This is a genomic window from Nocardioides dilutus, from assembly GCF_054779555.1.
Window position 1 is genome coordinate 466,623 of the sequence record NZ_BAAGYA010000002.1, and the last position, 19,775, is coordinate 486,397.

Sequence of the window (19,775 nt, forward strand, 5' to 3'; positions counted from 1 at the left end):
GGGCATGACCGGCCCTCTCTCCGACGTCCTCGTGGTCGACCTGTCCCGCGCACTCGCCGGTCCGCACGCCACGATGATGCTCGGCGACCTCGGAGCGCGGGTGGTCAAGGTCGAGGCGCCCGGGCACGGCGACGACACCCGCGGCTGGGGGCCGCCGTTCGTCGGTGAGCCGGAGGACCGGCAGTCGACCTACTTCCTCTCGACCAACCGCAACAAGGAGTCGATCGCGCTCGACCTCAAGCAGGAGGACGACCGGGACACGTTGCTGCGTCTCGTCGACCGCGCCGACGTGCTCGTCGAGAACTTCCGCACCGGCGTGCTCGAGCGCCTCGGGCTCGGTGTGGAGTCGCTGATGCGGCGCAACCCGCGGCTGGTGGTGCTGTCGATCACCGGCTTCGGGCACGACGGCCCGGAGGGCGGTCGGGCCGGCTACGACCAGATCGCCCAGGGCGAGGCCGGGCTGATGTCGCTGACCGGTTCGGGGCCCGAGGACCCGCAGCGGGTGGGCGTGCCGATCGCCGACCTGCTCTCGGGCATGTACGGCGCCTACGGCGTGCTGGCCGCGCTGCACGAGCGGGAGCGGACGGGTCGAGGCACCGTCGTGCGGACCTCGCTCCTGGCCGCCGTGGTCGGCGTGCACGCCTTCCAGGGCACCAGGTGGACCGTGGCGGGCGAGGTCGGCCGGGCGCAGGGCAACCACCACCCGTCGATCGCGCCCTACGGACTGTTCCACTGCCGCGGCGGGTCGGTCCAGATCGCGGTCGGCAGCGAGAGCCTGTGGCGGCGGCTGTGCGAGGCGTTCGGGATCGACCCGGCCGCCGAGGGGATGGCCACCAACGGGGAGCGGGTGGAGAACCGGGCCCGGGTGATCGAGGTCGTCGAGTCGGCGTTCGCGGACTTCGACCCCGAGTCTTTGCTGGCCCGGCTCGCCGATGCCGGCGTCCCGGCCGGCAAGGTGCGCAGCCTCGACGAGGTCTACGAGTGGGAGCAGACGGCCAGCCAGGGGCTCCTGGTCGACGTGGAGCACAGCACGCTCGGCCCGCTGGTCCTCCCCGGACCGCCGCTGCGGTTCTTCTCCGCGGACGGCGACGAGGTGACCCGGCGCGACCACCTGCCCCCGCCGGTGCTGGACGAGCACGCCGACGCGGTCCGGGCCTGGCTCGACGAGGGCCCCTCGTGACCCACCGGTGGACCGCCCAGGAGCTGCTCGACCTCGTCCTCGACGAGGGCTCATTCGAGTCCTGGGACGAGCCGATCGACATCTCCGACGCGCCACCTGGCTACCGCGCCGAGCTCGAGGCAGCCCGGGAGAAGGCGGGCACCGACGAGTCGGTGCTGACCGGCCGCGGCCTGGTGCACGGCCGCCCGGTGGCGGTGGTGGCCAACGAGTTCCGGTTCCTGGCCGGGTCGATCGGGCTGGCCGCCGCCCGCCGCATCATCACCGCCGTCCGCCGCGCGACGGCCGAGGGACTGCCGGTGCTGGCGAGCACCGCCAGCGGCGGCACTCGGATGCAGGAGGGCACCCCGGCGTTCGTGCAGATGGTCGAGATCTCCCGGGCGGTGATGGAACACCGGGCCGCGGGGCTGCCCTACCTGGTCTACCTGCGCCACCCGACCACTGGCGGGGTCTACGCGTCCTGGGGGTCGATGGCGCACGTCACGGTGGGCGAGCCTGGTGCCCTGATCGGGTTCCTCGGTCCGAAGGTGTTCGAGGCGCTCAACGGCACGCCGTTCCCGGAGGGGGTGCAGACCGCCGAGAACCTCAAGCACCACGGCGTCATCGACGGCATCGCGACCGCGGAGGAGCTCCCCGCCCTCGTGGACGCCGTGCTCGCGGTCCTGGTCGACCCGCCGTCCCAGCCGCGGCTCACGCGGCGGACCGGCGAGCTCGACCCCGACCGGGACGCGTGGGCCGCCATCGAGGAGACCCGCGGTGCCGACCGGATCGGCGTCCGCGACGTGCTGGGCCACGGCACGGAGGTGCTGCTGCCGCTCTCGGGCACCGAGAAGGGCGAGCGGGACAGCACCGTGCTCGTGGTGCTGGCCCGGCTGGACGGCGAACCGTGCCTGGTCGTAGGCCAGGACCGGAGCCGGCAGGGACCGGCCAAGCCGATGGGGCCGGGGGCCCTGCGGACCGCGCGCCGGGCAATGCGCCTGGCCAATGAGATGCGGCTGCCGCTTGTCACCGTGATCGACACCCCGGGCGCCGAGCTGTCCCAGCGGGCCGAGGAGGGCGCGATCGCCGGCGAGATCGCCCGCTGCCTGGCCAGCCTGGCCACCATGACGGTGCCGACCGTCTCCGTGGTGCTCGGCCAGGGCTGTGGCGGCGGCGCGCTGGCGCTGCTGCCGGCCAAGCGGGTGATCGTCGCCGAGAAGGCGTGGCTGATGCCGCTCCCCCCGGAGGGGGCCAGCGTGATCGTGCACGGCGACCCGGGGCACGCCGACGAGCAGGCGCGCAGCATGCGGGTCCGCGCGGTCGACCTGCTCGCCAACGGCACCGCACACCACGTCGTGCCCGAGCCAGACGGTGACTCGGGCGAGGCGCTCGCCGAGGCGATGGCTGCCGAGATCGCGGCCGCGATCAGAGGGCTCGCGGGACGCTGACATGGGTCTCCTGCTCCAGACGCCTCGGGCGCGGTGGCGCCGCCTGACCGGCCGCGGGCCGGGTCTCACCGACAGTCCGCTCGCCGGCCGCACCGTCCTGGTCACCGGCGCCTCGTCAGGCATCGGCGAGGCCACCGCGGTCGCCGTGGCAGCGCGCGGGGCCATGGTCCTGCTGGTGGCTCGGCGGGCCGACGAGCTCGACCGGGTCCGGGAGCGGATCGAGTCCGCAGGCGGCCGCGCCGCGCCGTACCCCTGCGACCTGACCGACGTCGCCGACGGCGGCGCCGTCGACCGGCTCGTCGCCCAGGTGCTCGAGGAGCACGGCTCGGTCGACTACCTGGTCAACAACGCCGGCCGCTCGATCCGGCGGTCCCTCCACCTCTCCTACGACCGGTTCCACGACGTCGAGCGGTCGATGGCGATCAACTTCCTCGCCCCGGTCAAGCTCACGCTCGGGCTGCTGCCGGCGATGCGCGCACAGCGGTTCGGCCACGTCGTCAACGTCGTGACCTGGGGTGTGCAGATGAAGGCACCCAAGTTCACCGCCTACATCGCCTCGAAGACCGCGCTCGACGTCTGGAGCCGGTCGGCCGGGCGCGAGACCTACGGCGACAACGTCACGTTCACCAACATCCGCTTCGCCCTGGTGCGCACGCCGATGAGCGCCCCGACCGAGGCCTACAAGCGGATCCCCGGCCGTTCGCCCGAGGAGGCCGCGGCGACGGTGGTGCGGGCGCTGGAGGACCGGCCGATCACGGTGAGCACGGTGCCGGGACGGCTCGGCGAGATCGCCAACCTCGTGGCCCCTCGGCTCAGTGATGCGGCCTTCCACCGCCTCGACCGGCGGATGCCTGACTCCCGTGCCGCACGAGGAGAGCGCCCCACCCACCAATGACCCGGTCGAGCCATGTCGGTGTCGGCGGTCCGGGTGCTACTTTGCGCGGAAATCGCTCGGGCGCGACGTCGGGCGAGGAGGTTCGTCATGAGCCAACGGGGCAGGTTGTCAGCCGCGGTCGGCGCGGCCATCGCGTGTGTGCTGGCCTGTGGCGCGCTGTCCGCACCCGCTCCGGCGGCGCCGGTCGTCGCAGTGATGTCGGACGCCACGTCTTCCACGATGCTGGCCGCCACCGAGGTCGGTGACCTCACCTACCAGGGCTGTTTCAAGCGACCCGGAGGCAGCGCGACCTGCGCGGGCACCAACAACGGATTGGCCGGCGCCCACGCGGTCGCCATGAGCCCGGACGGCAAGTCGGTCTACGCCACGGGCCACGGCGACAACACCGTCTCGATGTTCACCCGCGACCCGGCCACGGGAGCACTCACGCCCGCCGGCTGCGTCACAGACGCCGACCTCTTCCCGGGCACGGCCGGGTGCACCGACTTCGAGGAGGGCATGGCCGAGCCCTTCGGGATCGCGGTCAGTCCCGACGGGCTGGACGTCTACGTCGCGGGCCAGGACGACAGCGCCATCACCCACTTCGAGCGCGACCCGGTGACCGGCAACCTCACCGGCGCCGGCTGCATCGCGGACACCGGGGACTTCGCGGGCTGTGGGGGAGCCACCCAGAACGGCCTGGAGCACCCCTTCAGCCTCGTGGTCGCCCCCGACGGGTCAGCGGTCTACGTCGCGGGCGGCCGTGCGCTGGTGCGGCTCGTGCGCAACACCACGACCGGCGCCCTGTCTCCGGGGTCGTGCCTGATGGGCACCGGCGACAGCATCGGGTGCGGGACCCAGCACGACGGCATCGGGGACCTCTACGACCTGGCGGTCAGTGCCGACGGCACCTCCCTGCACACGGTGTCGCGCAACGGAGGCGCGGTGTTCAGCTTCTCACCCGGGTTCGGCTCGGCGGGATGCTTCTACGACAGCGACAACGCACCCATCGGCGGGTGCGCAGCGACCCAGGGACTCGCCGCCGCTCGTGGGGTGGCGGTGAGCCCGGATGGGAAGTCCGCCTATGTCGTCTCGGGGGCCAACTCGGCGCTGGTGCCGTTCGAGAGGGGCCCGACCGGCGTGCTCGCCCCGGTGGGGTGCATCGGCGATGTCGGCACAGCTGCGTGCCCCGCCACCGCCCAGGGCCTGGGCTCAGGCGTCGACGTGACGGTCAGCGCCGACAACGCCTCGGTCTATGCCGTCACCGAGGACGGCGGCGGCGCCATCGTGAGCTTCAGCCGCAACACCACGACGGGCGCGCTCACGGCGAGGGGCTGCATCTCGCAGGTCGTGGACTCCGCGGGGTGCCCCTCTGACGAGGAGGGCCTGTTCCAGCCGCGAGGTGTGATCGGTAGCCCGGACGCCAAGTCGGTCTATGTGTCCTCCTTCGGTCAGGACGCGATCGCCCGCTTCGACCGTGTCGCCGGGGCGGTGGCGCCCTTGCCACCCAACGAGGTGAAGGTGCGCACCAAGAAGGTCACCTGCACAGGGGCCTGTCGGAAGGTCAAGGTCAAGATCGTCACCCCGCCGAAGACGGGTGGTCGACTGGCGGTCTGCTACCTGGACCCGGCGGCCAAGTTCTGCCCCGGATGGAAGGGCCGCGCGTCCGGGGACGGACGGGCCGCTCGCTCGGCACTGGTCAAGACCAAGTTCGTCAACGTCACCGGCGGAAAGGTCGTGGTGAAGCTCAAGACCACCAGGAGGGCCCGGGCCCTGTTGGCCCAGAAGGGCTTCCTCAAGCTCAAGCTGCGCATCGACTTCGAGCCGTCCGGCGGGGTGCGCAGCTCCATGAAGCACAAGATCAGGGTGACCCTCGTCTGAGCCGGGCGACCGGAGCGGCGGCCGGGAGATCTGGCCGAAATCCCTGATCGGGCACCGGTTCTCGTCCTAGTCTCGACCAATGACCGAGTCGGCCAACGGCGCCGAGGGCTGGCGTCCGGACCCCTTCGGCCGCCACGAGACCAGGTTCCACGACGGCAGGCGGTGGACGCCGTACGTCAAGGACGGGGAGGCCCACTCCCTCGACGAGCCCGTCGAGGGCATCGACGACGACGGCCCCACGGGCCCGGAGATCCTCACCGCACCCGTCCTGGTCGTCGAGCAGCACGTCTCCCCGCAGGTCCGCATCGAGCCCTACTCGGTCTTCGGCGGCGACGGGCGCGACCTCGGCACCGTACGCCGCGCCCCGGGCGCGGACGGGCGGGTCGAGGTGCTGGGTGGTGACGGGCGCCTGGCCCTCACGCTGACCAAGGCCTCCTCGACCCGCAAGACCGTGATCTCGGTGCACGCCGGCAACGGCGCCGAGATGGGCCGGCTGATGGAGCAGCACCTGCCCGGGATGACCACCTACGCGCTGGAGAGCGCGGCCGGGGGCAACGTCGGTTACGTGCGGGCCCGCACCTGGGTGGGCTGGGACATCCGGGTCGAGGACGAGCACAGCCATCCCGTCGCCCGGATCTCGAAGCACTGGGACGGGCTGGACCGGGCGGCCTACCCGACCGCGGACAGCTATGTGGTGCGGGTCGACAGGGAGATGCGCGACCCGCAGCGGGCATTGGTCTACGCCGCTGCGCTGGCCGTCGACAGCCTCTTGAAGAAGGACGGGCGCGGCTTCCAGTGAGGGCTCAGCTGGCCTTGCGGGCCGGTGCCTTCCTGGCGGTCTTCTTCGCGGGTGCCTTCTTGGCTGCGGTCTTCTTGGCCGGCGCCTTCTTGGCCGCGGTCTTCTTCGTCGCGGGTGCCTTCTTGGCTGCGGCCTTCTTCGCCGGTGCCTTGGCGGCCGGCTCGGCGTCCTCGGTGTCCTCGCCGCGGGCGGACTTGGCCGCGTCGACCGAGCGCTGCAGCGCCGCGAGCAGGTCGACGACCTCGCCCGAGGACTTGGTGGAGGTGGGGGTCCGCTTTATCTCGCCGCCCTCGATCTTCGCCTTGACCAGGGTCTCGACGGCGCCGGCGTAGTCGTCCTCGAACTCGCTGGCGTCGAAGTCGCCGGCCAGGGTCTCGACCAACATGTGCGCCATCTTGACCTCGGCGTCCTTGACCTCGCCGGTCTCGACCGAGAAGTCCGGGGTGCGGATCTCGTCGGGCCACATCATGGTCTGGAGCACGATCACGTCGTCCTTGACCCGGAGCACGGCGATGGTGGTGCGCTGGCGCAGGGCCACGGTCACGACCGCCATCCGGTCCGCGTCGAGCAGCGCCTGGCGGAGCAGGGCGTAGGGCTTGGTGCCGGACTTCTCGGGCTCGAGGTAGTAGCTCTTCTCGAAGAGCATCGGGTCGATCTGGTCGCTGGGCACGAACTTCTCGACGGCGATCTCGCGCGATGACGTCGAGGGCAGGCCCTCCATGTCCTCGTCGGTGAGGATGACCATCTCGCCGTCCTCGGTCTCGTAGCCCTTGGCGATGTCGGCATAGGCGACCTCCTCGCCGTCGATCGAGCAGACCCGCTGGTACTTGATCCGGCCGCCGTCCTTGGCGTGCACCTGACGGAAGGAGACGTCGTGGGACTCGGTCGCGGCATACAGCTTCACGGGCACGCTGACGAGCCCGAAGGACACCGCGCCCTTCCAGATCGCCCGCATGTTCGTTCCTCTCGTCGTCCGACCGGTAACCAGTGTGACCGGTGGTGCGCACAGAATCCATCGGTCGGGGCTTTCGACGGGCAGGATGGGCCCGTGCGTCCGATGCTCGCGACCAAGGGCACCCACGTGCCGGTCGACTCCGGGTGGTCGCACGAGGTCAAGTGGGACGGCGTCCGCGTGCTCGCCGACACGACCGCGGAGGGCACCCGGCTGCTCAGCCGCAACGAGAACCCGGTCACCGTCGCCTGGCCCGAGCTCAACCGCAGCCCGCTGGGCGACCGCGACCTGCTCGTGGACGGCGAGGTCATCGCGCTCAACGAGCGCGGGCTCCCCGACTTCCGGGTGCTCCAGGACCGGATGCACGTGCGCAGCGCCGCCTCGGCGGCCCGGCTCGCGGAGCGGCTGCCGGCGACCTACATGGTCTTCGACGTGATGCGCCTGGACGGCCGCGACCTCACCTCGATGCCGCTGGGGGAGCGGCGCAGGATCCTGCGCGGCCTCGGGCTGGAGCACTCGACGTGGCAGGTGCCCGACGCCTACGACGACGGCCCGATGCTGTTCGAGGCCACGCTCCAGCAGGGCCTGGAGGGCATCGTGAGCAAGCGGCTGACCTCGCGCTACGTCTTCGGCGAACGCACCAAGAACTGGCTGAAGTTCGCGCACCGGCACCGCCGGTCGTACGTCGTGGGCGGCTGGCGGCCGCAGGAGGGCACCACCGACCGGCTGGCGGCCCTGCTGGTGGGGGAGATGACTCCGGAGGGCCTGCTCTACCGCGGCCGGGTGGGCAGCGGCATCGGGGCCGCCGCGAGCCGGTCCCTGACTCCACTGGTGGCTCCGCTCGGACGCAGCGACAGCCCCTTCGCAGACGAGGTGCCGCGGGTCGACTCCGCCGGCACGTTCTGGCTCGAGCCGGTGCTCGTGGTGGACGTGGAGACGCACGGACTCGGGTACCAGCGACTGAGGCAGCCGGCGTACATCACCGTGCGCCACGACCTGACGCCGGCGGACCTGGAGACCCAGTCATGAGGCTCACCTGATGCCCAGGGAGAAGCACGAGAAGACCGAGGTGCAGGTCGACGTCGAGGGCCGGACCATGCGGCTCTCCAACCTGGAGAAGGTGCTCTACCCGCGCACCGGCACCACCAAGGGCGAGGTGCTCAACTACTACGCGCGCATCGCGCCGGTGATGCTCCCGCACCTCGCCGACCGCGCCGTGACCAGGATCCGGTGGCCGCACGGCACCGGGGACATGAGCTTCTTCGAGAAGAACGTCCCGCAGGGCACGCCGTCGTGGGTGCGCACCGTGAAGGTCCCGACGACCGGTTCGCGGACCGCCGACAAGCAGGACGGGATGCTCGTCTTCCCGATCGTCGACGACCTGGCCACGTTGACCTGGCTGGTCAACCTGGCCGCGCTCGAGCTCCACGTGCACCAGTGGACCGTGGGCCGCAACGGGCGTCCGCGCAACGCCGACCGGCTGGTCATCGACCTCGACCCGGGCGAGCCCGCGGGGCTGCACGAGTGCTGCCGGGTGGCGCTGCTCGTGCGCGACGCGCTGGCCGCCAGGGACCTGGCGGCCAAGCCGGTCACCAGCGGCAGCAAGGGGTTGCACCTCTACGCCGACCTGCCCCGCCGGCTGCCGTCCGACGAGTCCACGGCGCTGGCCAAGGAGGTCGCCGAGGCGCTCCAGGAGGAGCACGCGTCGCTGGTCACCGCCGCGATGACCAAGGCCAAGCGCCCCGGGAAGGTCTTCCTGGACTGGTCGCAGAACTCCGGGTCCAAGACCACGATCTCGCCGTACTCGCTGCGCGGCCGCGAACGTCCCTGGGTCGCCACGCCGGTCACCTGGGACGAGGTCGAGGCGGGTGCCGAGGACGAGGAGGGCCTGGGGCAGTTCCGCTTCGACGAGGTGCTCGACCGCGTGGACGAGCACGGCGACCTCTTCGCCAGCTGACCGCTCGGCGCGCCCCCGTTACCCAGAATTGGCGACAGCGTGGCTCCCGAGTGGCCACTACGGGCGTCGTGGATTCCTACGATCAGTCGGCGACCTCGGGAGGAATCCCGGGGTCGTTGTGGGTTTGCGGGACCCACGGGGAGAGGGAGCGTGGATATCACTCCGGTGCCGAGACCGAGCCCGACACTCAGTCGGGGCCGGCTGCTCGCTGCGCTCCTCGTGATCGGCCCGATCATCGTGCTCGTCTTCCTGCCCAGCGTCCTGGGGCTGCAGCGCTACGTCGTCACCGACCGGGCCATGGACGGAGACATCGACGGCAGCATCAGCCGGGGTTCGGTCGCCCTGACCCGCGCGGTGCCGTCCACGGACCTCGTGGCGGGCGACGTCATCGTCTTCCGCCCGCCGGTCGAGGACGACGCGTCGTCGGAGGACTCCGTCACTCGCCGCATCGTGGCGATCAAGAACGGCGAGGCCTGGACCCGCGGCGACAACCTCGACGCCGACGACCCGTGGCGCGTCGACGTCTCCACGGGCACCTATCCACGAGTGGTCTTCGTGGTGCCGTGGATCGGCCGGCCCTTCTCCGGCCAGGCAGGACAAGGAGGGTGGTGGCTGCTGGTCGCGGCCACCGTGATCACGCTCGTCGTCGCCCTCGTTCTCGCGATCGCGGCGCCGTGGCGGACGGCGCGGCAGCGGCAGCGGCAGCGGCGCAGACCACCGCACTCCGGACCGGTCGCCGGGGTGCGCGGAAGCCCCTGAGACGCAGTCTCCGGAGGGGTGCGGCCGGGAGGCGCGTGCGCGTGTTGTGCCGGATGGTGCCCGCGGGGTAGGCGGGTAGTCCTACTATGCGCCTATGGGTCAGAGAGTCGTCATCGTCGAGGACGAGGAGGACATCGCATTCCCGCTCGTCCGCACCCTCGAACGCGAGGGCTACGACGTGCAGTGGCTCGACTCCGGACAGAAGGCTCTCGACGACCTCCAGGCGACCCGTGCCGACGTCGTGATCCTCGACCTCGGCCTGCCCGACATGGACGGCCTCGAGGTCTGCCGCAAGATGCGCGACCAGGGCTACGACGGGGCGATCATGATCGTCACCGCGCGGGCCGGTGAGCTCGACCGGGTGGTCGGCCTCGACTACGGCGCCGACGACTACATGTCCAAGCCGTTCGGGCTGGCCGAGCTGCAGGCCCGGGTGCGGGCCCTGCTGCGGCGTACGTCCAACTCCAACAACTCGGCCGACGACGCGGTTCCCCCGGGTGGCCTGCGCATCGACGTGGCCGCCCGCCGGGTCTTCTCCGGCACCGACGAGGTGCCGCTGACCGGCAAGGAGTTCGAGGTCCTGAGCGTGCTGGCGGCCAACCGCGACAAGGTCGTCTCCCGAGACCGGCTGATGGCCGACGTGTGGGACGAGAACTGGTACGGCTCGACCAAGACCCTCGACGTCACGATCGGTCGGCTGCGGCAGAAGCTCGAGAGCGTCGGGGTGACGGAGAAGGTCGTGGCCGTCCGCGGCGTGGGCTTCCGCCTCGAGGGCGCACCGACAGCGTCCTGAGCGACCGTCGGGTCGGTCGGTGAGTCATGCGTGAGCGGCTGACCGGCGCCTTCGTCGTCCTCGCGGTCACGTTGCTGGCCGCGGTGCTGCTGGTGCGTTCCTACTCGATGGACACCAGCCTGCGGGCCTATGAGAGCGACCAGGTCGCCGGCGAGGCCGAGACCATGGCGGCCTTCCTCGCGATGCGGACGGAGGCGGGGCTCCCGATCGACGAGGGCGTGCTGCGCCTGGTGGTCGGGCCCGACCAGCGGGTGGAGTACGAGGCGGTCGGGTCGCCGCCGCTGGCCGCCGAGGGGGACGAGTTCGACGAGGGCAACGACGGCCAGGACTTCGGGGCGGTCGTCGAGATCCCCGGCCAGGACGCGTCGCTCACCCTGCTCGAGTCCGACGAGCGGCTCGACGACCTGGTGGGTGACGACCGTGCGTCGATCGCGCTGCTCCTGCTGCTGGTCGCGCTCATGGCGGCGATCGCCGGCTACCTGATGGCCAAGCTCCTCGCGGCGCCGTTCCTCAAGCTCGCCGTCGCCGCCGCACAGCTGGGTCGCGGGCGGTTCGACCTCACGATCCCCTACACCCGGATCCCCGAGGCGCGGGCGATCGGCCTGGCGCTGCAGGCCAGCGCCGGCCAGCTGCAGGAGCGGCTGGCCAGCGAGGAGGTCTTCGCCCAGCACGCCTCCGAGGTCCTGCGCGACCCGCTGACCGGGCTGCGGCTGGACCTCGAGGACCTGTCGATGCGCCAGGACCTGCCCGAGGACGCGCGCGCGACCCTGGCGCACGCCGTCGTGCGCATCGACGCCATGGACGAGGTGGCCGGTGAGCTGGTCGCCCTCTCGCGGAGCGGCAGCCTGGTCGTCGGTGCGGATATGGCCCTGCGCGACCTCGCCACGGAGTGCGCCCAGACCTGGGCCGACGCCCTCGGCCGTCACGAGCGCACCCTCACTGCCTCCATCGACGGCGAGCTCGACACGAGGTATACGCCCGGGCCGGTCGAGTTCGTGCTCGACCTCCTCCTCGCCGACGTGGTCCGGCGCAGCCGCGGCGCGGTCCGGATGTCCTTCCACGCCGACCACGAGGGTCACCTCACCATCGGCGTCACCTGCGCCGCCGAGGCCCGCACCGACCCCGGAGACGACCGCGCCCTCACCAAGGCCCGCGCCGTGGTGACCGCACTCGGCGGGCGGCTCAAGGGCGCCCACGTCGGCAACGGCGGTCTGACCATCTGGTTGCCGCGCCGCTGACTCCGCGCCGCTGACTCCGCGCCGCTGACTTCGCAACCGGGCCGGTCGGCTACGACTCGTTGGGCGGCGGAGCGTCGGCGCAGGGCTCGAGCCAGAAGACCTTGTACTTGGTGTCCGCCCCCTGCGAGCCGGGCGTGTGGACGGTGGCCTTGACGTGGTAGCTCTGCGGGTTGTCCGGGTCGGCGAAGGCTGCGGTGTAGGTGTAGGTGGCGGCACCGTCGAAGCCGCTGTCGGTGCCGGCTCCGGTGGCCGGGTCCTCACCCACGAACACCTCGGTGGGCCCGGTGACCGACAGGCCGACCCCGCTGGTCGGGGCCTGCTCCGTGAACTCGATCGACGAGACGATGTCGGCGCCCTCGTCGAAGCCGTACCACTCGACGTCGAAGGTGCACGGGGACTGCGTCGTGATCTTGACGGTGCCGTTGTTGCCGGCCGGGTCGCCGTTGTCATTGAAGGCGGACGCCGGAAGGGTGGAGACCGCCGAGCCGGCGATCGCGAGCGGGACGGCGACAGCCAGGACGCGGCGGACGCTGAACGATGGGCGGGGGGTTGGGGTGGGGTTTCGCATGGCTTTCAGTGACTCTCCAGGTGGGGGGATACGCGCCGCTGTCGGCACGTTGAGTACACGATCAGGCATCCGGCTGGCCGGCACAGGAAAACCACGAACTTCTCCGGCGTCGCCGCCTCACTCGACCCGCACCGAGGGCAGCACCCGGGCGAGCCGGCGGGGCGCCCACCAAGCCCGTTCGCCGAGCAGGTGCAGCACGGCCGGGACGACCAGGCACCTGATCACCAGCGCGTCGAGGAGCACCGCGGTGGCCAGGCCGAGACCGAACTGCTGGAGCATCCGGTCGGGCGAGAAGACGAAGGCCCCGAAGACCACGATCATGATCGCCGCCGCCGCGGTGATCACCCCGCCGGTCCGGGCGAGTCCCTCACGGACGGCCAGGGCGGCGTCGCCGGTGCGCCGCCACTCCTCGTGCATCCGGCTGACCAGGAACACCTCGTAGTCCATCGAGAGCCCGAAGACGATCGCGAAGATCATCACCGGCACGAAGGCCTCGACAGGTCCGGGCTGGGCGAACCACCACCCCTCGTCGAAGACCAGCGTGATGACGCCCAGGGCCGCGCCGATCGAGAGCAGGTTGAGGACGGCGGCCTTGACCGCGATGGCCACCGAGCCGAAGACCATGAGCAGGAGCAGCGCCGACAGGCCGACGACCACGCCGACGAAGAGCGGGAACCGCTCCGCCACCGCGTCGGCGAAGTCGACGGTGGCCGCGGTGGAGCCGCCGACCACCGACTGGTCGGGCAGGTCGCGGCGCAGCTGCTCGACCAGCGCCGCGGTCTCCTCGTCCTGCGGCGACGTCGTGGGGAACGCCAGGCTGGTGAAGAGGCGGCCGTCGGAGGTCGCCTGCGGCGGGGTCGCCGAGGCCACGCCGTCGCTGGCGGTCAGGACGGCGTACGCCGCGTCGGCTGCGGCCCGGTCGCCCTCGGTGGCCACGACGAGCGGCCCGTTGGCGCCCGGGCCGAACCCCTCCGCGATCAGGTCGTAGGCCTGACGACTGGTGGTCGACGGGTGGTCGTTGCCGGCGTCGGCCAGGCCGAGGTGCATGGAGAGCGCGGGGACCGAGAGCGCGCCGAGCACGACCGCCGCAGCCACCAGCGGGAGGACGGGCCGGCGGGCGACCAGGTCGGCCCACGCCCGCCAGCGGCGGCCCGGCTCCCTGCCCTTGGCGGCCGCGCGCTCCGCCCGGTGGCGGATCCGCCGCTCGAGCCGTCGGCCGAAGAGCGTGATCAGGCAGGGGAGCAAGGTGAGCGAGGCGAGCATGGTCATCAGCACGGTGAGCGTGACGGCGAGGGCGAGGCCCTCGAGTGACGCCAGGCCCAGGGTGAGCAGGCCCAGCAGGGCGATGACGACCGTCGCCCCGGCGAAGAGCACCGCGCGCCCGGCCGTGTCCAGGGCGGTGTCGGCGGCCTGCTCACGGGTCGCGCCGCCGACGATCTCGGAGCGGTAGCGCGCGAAGACCAGCAGCGCGTAGTCGATCCCGACGCCCAGCCCCACCAGCATCAGCACCGGCGGGGTGTAGTCCGGGATCGTCACGAGGTGGGAGGTCAGCGCCACCACGCCGACCGTGGTGCCGACCGCGAAGACCGCCGTGATCAGCGGCAGCGAGGCCGCCAGCAGCGACCCGAAGAGGAACAGCAGGATGACCAGGGCGGCGAGCATGCCCGCGCCCTCGGCGCCGCCGCCCGCCTCGCTCTCCGCGATCTCGCGGATCGCGTCGCCGGTGAGCTCGACGCGCAGGTCGTCGGTCTCGAAGGACAGGGCGGTGTCGAGGATGTCCTGCGCGGACTCGTTCGGTACGTCGCCGGTCGGGCCGTCGAGGACGACCGTGGCCAGGCCCAGCGTGCCGTCGTCGGTGACGGTTCCGGCGTCGGCGGCGGGCGGCTGGACGACCGCGACGTGGTCCAGCTCCGCGAGGGCGGCGACCAGGTCCGCGACGGTGTCCTGGTGGGCGTCGAGACCGTCCGCGGCCTGGAGCACCACGGTGATGCTGTCGCCCTGCCGCTCGGGGGCGTGCTCGGCGTACCGGTCGAGGAGCTCCTGCGACTCCGTCCCGGGCAGGGAGAAGTCGTTGCGGTAGTCGTCTCCGGCCGCCATCGAGCTGGCGGTGATGCCGGCGAGCAGCAGGACCCAGCAGACCACCGCGGTCCAGTGGTGGCGGCGCGACCACGCGGAGAGCCGGAGCAGCCGGGAGGGACGGTCGACGACGGGTGGGGAGGCGGTGGCGGTCATGGCAACCTCATGTGTAGGCGGACGACATGTAGACAGGCAACGCATAGACCGTAGACGAACTACCTGTAGGCTGTCTACATGAAGGCCGACGCCCTCCGCGGTCACCTCGACGCGATGATCCTGAGCACGGTCGAGAGCGGGCCGCTGCACGGCTACGCGATCATCGAGGCCCTCGCGGTGCGCAGCGGGGGAGCGCTGGACCTGCCGACCGGCACCGTCTATCCCGCGCTGCGCCGGCTCGAGGCGGCGGGCTACCTGGCGAGCGCCTGGTCGACCGACTCGGGCCGCAAGCGGCGTACCTATCGCCTGTCCCGCTCCGGCGCGAAGGCGCTGGCCGCCAAGCGCGGGGAGTGGGAGAGCTTCGCCTCGGTCGTCAGCAGCGTGCTGCGCCCGGCGCGATGACAGGGACATCCCTGATGCGCTCGGTGCGTCCGGCCTCCACCATGGATGGCATGGCCGACCCACGTCCCGCCTACCTCGCGCGCCTCGACGCGGCACTCGTCGGGCCGGGGCGCACCCGGCGCAGCCTGGTTCAGGAAGCAGCCGACCACCTCGACGACGCCACCGAGGCACTCGTCCGGGCGGGTCACGACGAGGATGCCGCCGCCCGGCGGGCCGTCGAGGACTTCGGCACCGTCGCCGAGGTCGCCGCGTCGTTCCAGACGACGCTGGCGGTGGCCGCCTCCCGGCGTACGGCGTGGCTCCTGCTGGTGGTGCTCGGCTTCCAGCCGTTCCTCTGGGACTCCGGCCTCGACCTCGCCTCTGACACCCAAGCGGAGCGACCGGACTTCTGGCTGGTCGGGGTCCTGGACGAGGTGATCGAGATCGGCGGCGGCCTCACGCTGCTGGGCGCGGCGCTGGCGCTGGTCGCCACCGGGATCGGCAACCGCTGGTGGTCCGCCGGTCGGTTCACGGCGCGGCTGACCGGCCGGGTCGCGCTCGCCGCCGCCGTGTTCGTGCCGCTCACCTGCGTGGTGATGACGCTCGCGGCCGGGGGGTGGACCCTGGGCTTCTGGGCGCTGGTGCTCGGCCTGGTGGTGCTGCCCCTGGGCGCGGTCGCGGGTTCGGCGCGTCGGACCCTCGCCGCGGCCTGAGCGCGTCGCTCCCGGCTTCGGGACGCAGGCCACCCGCACCGAGGCCGTTGGACCCTCGTCCGCGGTCAGCTCCGGGTGTCAGATGGACGAGTGGAGAGGTCCGACAAGAGGCCGCACGCGCGACCCCAGTCCGCGGGTCGCCAGTCCGCGGGTCGACAGTCCGCGCGCCGACCCCGCAGCGCCGCCGCGACGCGGAGCCCGGCCGACGTCGCGTACCGGTGGGCGTACCTGTCGCTGCTCCTGTTCGTGGTCTCCTTCGTGGCCGCCTTCGTCGTCGGGGAGGGACTGCTCTCCCTCGTGGCCGAGGACCCGGAGAACCCCGTGTGGTGGGAGGTGCTGGCCGCAGCGGTGCCGGCGCTGGTCGTGTTCGCCCTGCCCGTGCTGGTCGTCTGGGCCTTCGCGCGCCGGGCCGTCCGCCTCGGGCGTCCGGATGCGCGGTCCGCGGTCCTGGTCGCCGTGCTGGTCGCGCTGGCGTTCCTGGCCTCCAACCTCGTCGGCCTCCTCGCCCGGCTCGTCTTCGACTGACACCTGAGGCCGACCGGGCGAGCACGCCCCGCGCACCACCGGTCCCTGTCGTCCCATTCGTGAGCCCTCGTCGCACCCTCGTCCACAGATCCCGGTTCAGCCCTTCCGCTGCACCGCCGACCTGTCCTAGCGTCCGGTCCAGGCCTCACTCCTCGGGGGCCTGGCATCTCGGGAATCGGGGACTCGATGGCGATGACGCACGCCGCTGTGGACGGTGGGCTCGACGACGGGCCGGACGAGGCCGTCGTCCAACAGCTCGACCAGCACGTGCGGTCGCTCGTCCGCCGCGAAGGCGTCGACCCGCAGCGTGACGTCCCGGTCGTCCGGCGGATCGCCGAGACGGTGGTGCGCGACCACGACGCACGCAGCCTCACCGGCGCCGTGGCGCCGGTCGCCGACGTCGAGTCGCTGGTCGGCGAGCTGGTGGCCAGGGTCGCCGGCTTCGGTCCGCTTCAGCCGCTTCTTGACGACCCGACGGTGGAGGAGGTGTGGATCAACGACCCGAGCCGGGTGTTCGTGGCCCGCAACGGGCGGCACGAGCTCACCAACCTGGTGCTCACCAAGGCGCAGGTCGACGAGCTGGTCGAGCGGATGCTCAAGAGCTCGGGGCGGCGCATCGACCTCAGCCGCCCGTTCGTGGACGCCATGCTGCCCGAGGGCCACCGGCTCCACGTCGTGCTGGAGGGCATCAGCCGGGGCTTCTCGGCCGTCAACATCCGCAAGTTCGTGCTGCGCGCCTCGGCTCTGCAGGACCTCGTGGCGCTCGGGAGCCTCAGTCCGCGCGCGGCGTCGTTCCTCGACGCCTCGGTCCGCGCCGGCCTCAACATCCTGGTGGCCGGGGGGACGCAGGCGGGCAAGACGACGTTCCTCAACTGCCTGGCCTCCTCGATCCCGGGAGGCGAGCGCGTCGTGAGCGCGGAGGAGGTCTTCGAGCTCCGCTTCAGGCACCCGGACTGGGTGGCCCTGCAGACCCGGCAGAGCGGCCTGGAGGGCACCGGCGCGGTCCGACTGCGCGACCTGGTCAAGGAGAGCCTGCGGATGCGGCCCAGCCGGGTGATCGTCGGGGAGGTGCGGTCCGAGGAGTGCCTCGACCTGCTGCTCGCGCTCAACGCCGGGCTGCCCGGCATGTGCACCATCCATGCCAACAGTGCCCGCGAGGCGCTGGTCAAGGTGTGCACGCTGCCCCTGCTCGCCGGCGAGAACATCTCGGCGCGGTTCGTGGTGCCCACGGTGGCCGCGTCGGTGGACCTCGTCGTGCACCTCGGCATCGACGAGCACGGCGTCCGCCGGGTCAACGAGGTGGTGGCGGTGCCTGGCCGGGTCGAGAACGACGTGATCGAGACCGAGCCGGTCTTCGTCCGCGACGGCACCGAGCTGCGCCGTACCGGCGGGATGCCGCCGCGCGTGGAGAGGTTCGAGCGGCTAGGCATCGACGTGCACGGCATCCTCACCGGCACTCGTCGAGGCCCCGGCTGATGGGGGCGCTCGTCGGGCTGGGGGTCGGCTGTGGGCTGCTGCTCGTGTGGTCGGCGTTCGCATTCCCTCGGGAGGGCCGCGCCACGGTGCGGAACGACGGCCGGGTGGCGCAGCTGTTGGCCCGGGCGGGTCTGGGTGAGGTGTCGGTGACCGGGTTCGCGCTGCTCTGTGTCGCGACCGGCGTGCTGACCGCCTTCGTGATGCAGCTGGTCTCCGGGACCGCTCCGGTCGCGTCGGCGTTCGGGGTGATGGCCGGCTGGCTCCCGGTGGCGACGGTGTCGGCCCGGGCCAGACGGCGTCAGCGGGAGTTCGCGGAGGTGTGGCCGGAGGCGGTCGACAACCTCGTGTCCGCCGTCCGCGCAGGCTTGTCCCTCCCCGACGCGCTGGCCGGGCTCGGCGTGCGCGGCCCCGAGCCGCTGCGGCCGGCTTTCGACCAGTTCGCACTCGACTACCAAGTGACGGGGCGGTTCGGGGAGTCACTCGACCGGCTCAAGGCCCGTCTCGCCGACCCGGTCGGCGACCGGGTCGTCGAGGGTCTGCGGATCGCCCGAGAGGTGGGGGGAGGTGAGCTGGGCCGGCTGCTCCGCAATCTGTCCGGCTACCTGCGCGAGGACGTTCGCACCCGCTCGGAGCTGGAGTCGCGCCAGGCCTGGACGGTCAACGGCGCCCGGCTCGCCGTCGCCTCGCCCTGGCTGGTGCTGCTCTTCATGTCCTTCCAGTCCGAAGTCATCCGCCGCTACGCCTCGCCCGGCGGGGTCGTGGTCCTCGCGATCGGTGGCGGCCTCTGCCTGGTCGCCTACCGGCTGATGATGCGGATCGGCCGGCTACCCGTGGAGAGGCGGATCCTCTCGTGACGCTGGGCCTGTGGGGCGGGCTGATCGGCCTTGCGGCGGGACTCGGGCTCGTCCTGGTCGGTGCGTGGGCCCGCGCCGCCCGCCGCCCGGCGCTCGCCGACCGGGTCCTGCCCTACGTACGCGACGTCTCGTCGTTCGGGCCGTCGCGGAGCGTGGTGCTCGGCGGTGGCGCATCCTCGACACCAGCGGCCGCTGCGATCGGAGCGTTCGGACCAGTGCTCCGAGCTGCGGCCGACGGCGTCGAGCGGGTGCTCGGCGGGGCGACCTCGGTGCGACGCCGCCTCGAGCGGGCCGACCTCGACCTCACGGTGCACGACCTCCGCGTGCAGCAGGTCCTGTGGGGACTGGCCGGCTTCGCCCTGGCCGCGGCGTACTCCCTGCTCAAGGCCCTGAGCGACCCGGGTTCGGTGGTGGCCGCCGTCCTGCTCTGCCTCACCGGGTTCGTCGCCGGCGTGCTGGCCCGCGACAACCACCTCAGCGGCCAGGCCAAGCAGCGAGAGCGGCGGATCCTGGCCGAGTTCCCGACGGTCGCCGAGCTGCTCGCGCTGGCGGTCGCGGCGGGTGAGAGCCCGGTGGCGGCGCTCGACCGGGTTGTCCGCCGCAGTGGTGGCGCGCTGTCGGCGGACCTCGGCCGGGTCCTGGCGGACGTCCGCACCGGCGAGCCGGTGGGCATCGCGTTCGACCGGATGGCGGCCCGCACCGGCCTGCCACTGGTGTCCCGGTTCGCCCAGGGCATCGCCGTCGCCGTCGAACGCGGCACCCCGCTCGCCGACGTCCTGCACGCCCAGGCCGCCGACGTCCGTGAGGCCGGGCGACGTGAGCTCATCGAGGTCGCCGCCCGCCGCGAGGTCCTGATGATGGTCCCGGTCGTGTTCCTCGTGCTGCCCGTGACCGTCCTGTTCGCCTTCTGGCCGGGCGTCGTGGGCCTCTCCTTGACCACTCCCTAGCAGTCCCTCCCCACCGAAAGGTCGACCTCATGCAACAGCTCCTCCTCCACCAGATGGCTCGGCTCCTCGTGACGGATCGACAGCGCGACGACCGCGGCGACGTGCCGGGCTGGGTGCTGGTGACCGTGATGACCGCGGGCCTGGTGGCCGCGATCTGGGGAGTTGCCGAGGGCCAGCTGGTCGCGTTGCTCAACAGTGCGCTCAACCAGGTGCGCTGAGCCG

The 19,775-nt window shown here is 72.3% G+C and carries 20 protein-coding genes; 17 read left to right on the plus strand and 3 right to left on the minus strand.

All coding sequences use genetic code 11. The annotated features are described in order from the left end of the window. Nucleotides 1-4: 4 nt before the first annotated feature. The 5 genes from ACYVC6_RS11845 (at nt 5) to ACYVC6_RS11865 (ending at nt 6,158) form a co-directional block, all read left to right on the plus strand. Nucleotides 5-1,180: a CaiB/BaiF CoA transferase family protein gene (locus ACYVC6_RS11845; protein WP_460714244.1), complete on the plus strand. Its 1,176-nt coding sequence runs from the start codon at nt 5-7 to the stop codon at nt 1,178-1,180. Beyond that, nucleotides 1,177-2,604 (plus strand): carboxyl transferase domain-containing protein, encoded by a 1,428-nt coding sequence (locus ACYVC6_RS11850; protein ID WP_460714246.1) that lies wholly within the window; start codon nt 1,177-1,179, stop codon nt 2,602-2,604. The genes ACYVC6_RS11845 and ACYVC6_RS11850 overlap by 4 nt, the downstream gene beginning before the upstream one ends. A gap of 1 nt (nt 2,605) precedes the next feature. Next, complete coding sequence (locus tag ACYVC6_RS11855; RefSeq protein ID WP_460714248.1) at nt 2,606-3,499, plus strand: SDR family NAD(P)-dependent oxidoreductase; 894 nt, start codon at nt 2,606-2,608, stop codon at nt 3,497-3,499. An 87-nt stretch (nt 3,500-3,586) separates the two neighbouring features. Continuing rightward, nucleotides 3,587-5,359 (plus strand): lactonase family protein, encoded by a 1,773-nt coding sequence (locus ACYVC6_RS11860; RefSeq protein ID WP_460714250.1) that lies wholly within the window; start codon nt 3,587-3,589, stop codon nt 5,357-5,359. A gap of 79 nt (nt 5,360-5,438) precedes the next feature. Further along, the gene (locus ACYVC6_RS11865; protein ID WP_460714252.1) at nt 5,439-6,158 is read left to right on the plus strand and encodes a phospholipid scramblase-related protein; all 720 of its coding nucleotides are present in this window, start codon (nt 5,439-5,441) and stop codon (nt 6,156-6,158) included. 4 nt (nt 6,159-6,162) lie between these two features. On the opposite strand, the gene ku is transcribed toward ACYVC6_RS11865, so the two are convergent. Then, the gene (gene ku, locus ACYVC6_RS11870) at nt 6,163-7,113 is read right to left on the minus strand and encodes a non-homologous end joining protein Ku (RefSeq protein WP_460714254.1); all 951 of its coding nucleotides are present in this window, start codon (nt 7,111-7,113) and stop codon (nt 6,163-6,165) included. Nucleotides 7,114-7,215: 102 nt separating this feature from the next. Between ku and ACYVC6_RS11875 the strand changes: the two genes are divergently transcribed. The 5 genes from ACYVC6_RS11875 (at nt 7,216) to ACYVC6_RS11895 (ending at nt 11,857) form a co-directional block, all read left to right on the plus strand. Then, complete coding sequence (locus tag ACYVC6_RS11875; protein WP_460715333.1) at nt 7,216-8,139, plus strand: ATP-dependent DNA ligase; 924 nt, start codon at nt 7,216-7,218, stop codon at nt 8,137-8,139. A 10-nt stretch (nt 8,140-8,149) separates the two neighbouring features. After that, on the plus strand, nt 8,150-9,067 hold the full coding sequence (gene ligD / locus ACYVC6_RS11880; RefSeq protein ID WP_460714256.1) for a non-homologous end-joining DNA ligase: 918 nt from the start codon (nt 8,150-8,152) through the stop codon (nt 9,065-9,067). A gap of 150 nt (nt 9,068-9,217) precedes the next feature. Continuing rightward, entirely contained in the window at nt 9,218-9,826 is a 609-nt protein-coding gene (locus tag ACYVC6_RS11885; RefSeq protein WP_460714258.1) for a S24/S26 family peptidase, read from the plus strand. 94 nt (nt 9,827-9,920) lie between these two features. Beyond that, nucleotides 9,921-10,619, plus strand: a complete 699-nt coding sequence (locus tag ACYVC6_RS11890) for a response regulator transcription factor (protein ID WP_460714260.1) — start codon at nt 9,921-9,923, stop codon at nt 10,617-10,619. Between the two features lie 26 nt (nt 10,620-10,645). Continuing rightward, nucleotides 10,646-11,857, plus strand: a complete 1,212-nt coding sequence (locus ACYVC6_RS11895; RefSeq protein WP_460714262.1) for an ATP-binding protein — start codon at nt 10,646-10,648, stop codon at nt 11,855-11,857. A gap of 49 nt (nt 11,858-11,906) precedes the next feature. On the opposite strand, the gene ACYVC6_RS11900 is transcribed toward ACYVC6_RS11895, so the two are convergent. Together ACYVC6_RS11900 and ACYVC6_RS11905 are read right to left on the minus strand one after the other, a co-directional pair. Next, the gene (locus ACYVC6_RS11900) at nt 11,907-12,425 is read right to left on the minus strand and encodes a hypothetical protein (RefSeq protein WP_460714264.1); all 519 of its coding nucleotides are present in this window, start codon (nt 12,423-12,425) and stop codon (nt 11,907-11,909) included. Between the two features lie 117 nt (nt 12,426-12,542). Then, nucleotides 12,543-14,657, minus strand: a complete 2,115-nt coding sequence (locus ACYVC6_RS11905) for an MMPL family transporter (RefSeq protein WP_460714266.1) — start codon at nt 14,655-14,657, stop codon at nt 12,543-12,545. A gap of 78 nt (nt 14,658-14,735) precedes the next feature. Here ACYVC6_RS11905 and ACYVC6_RS11910 point away from each other — a divergent pair, with 78 nt between their 5' ends. From ACYVC6_RS11910 to ACYVC6_RS11940, 7 genes are all read left to right on the plus strand, one after another. Further along, nucleotides 14,736-15,059 (plus strand): helix-turn-helix transcriptional regulator, encoded by a 324-nt coding sequence (locus tag ACYVC6_RS11910; protein WP_460714268.1) that lies wholly within the window; start codon nt 14,736-14,738, stop codon nt 15,057-15,059. Nucleotides 15,060-15,109: 50 nt separating this feature from the next. Next, the gene (locus tag ACYVC6_RS11915; protein ID WP_460714270.1) at nt 15,110-15,751 is read left to right on the plus strand and encodes a permease prefix domain 1-containing protein; all 642 of its coding nucleotides are present in this window, start codon (nt 15,110-15,112) and stop codon (nt 15,749-15,751) included. Nucleotides 15,752-15,841: 90 nt separating this feature from the next. Next, nucleotides 15,842-16,276 (plus strand): hypothetical protein, encoded by a 435-nt coding sequence (locus ACYVC6_RS11920; RefSeq protein WP_460714272.1) that lies wholly within the window; start codon nt 15,842-15,844, stop codon nt 16,274-16,276. 186 nt (nt 16,277-16,462) lie between these two features. Next, nucleotides 16,463-17,752, plus strand: a complete 1,290-nt coding sequence (locus tag ACYVC6_RS11925) for a CpaF family protein (RefSeq protein WP_460714274.1) — start codon at nt 16,463-16,465, stop codon at nt 17,750-17,752. Then, nucleotides 17,752-18,606 carry a type II secretion system F family protein gene (locus tag ACYVC6_RS11930; protein ID WP_460714276.1) on the plus strand — a complete coding sequence of 285 codons (855 nt, stop codon included), beginning with the start codon at nt 17,752-17,754 and terminating at the stop codon, nt 18,604-18,606. The genes ACYVC6_RS11925 and ACYVC6_RS11930 overlap by 1 nt, the downstream gene beginning before the upstream one ends. Beyond that, a complete protein-coding gene (locus ACYVC6_RS11935; RefSeq protein WP_460714278.1) occupies nt 18,603-19,553 on the plus strand; it encodes a type II secretion system F family protein in 951 nt (316 codons plus the stop codon). The genes ACYVC6_RS11930 and ACYVC6_RS11935 overlap by 4 nt, the downstream gene beginning before the upstream one ends. Before the next feature lie 29 nt (nt 19,554-19,582). Then, nucleotides 19,583-19,771: a hypothetical protein gene (locus ACYVC6_RS11940; RefSeq protein ID WP_460714280.1), complete on the plus strand. Its 189-nt coding sequence runs from the start codon at nt 19,583-19,585 to the stop codon at nt 19,769-19,771. The last annotated feature ends 4 nt before the right edge of the window (nt 19,772-19,775 follow it).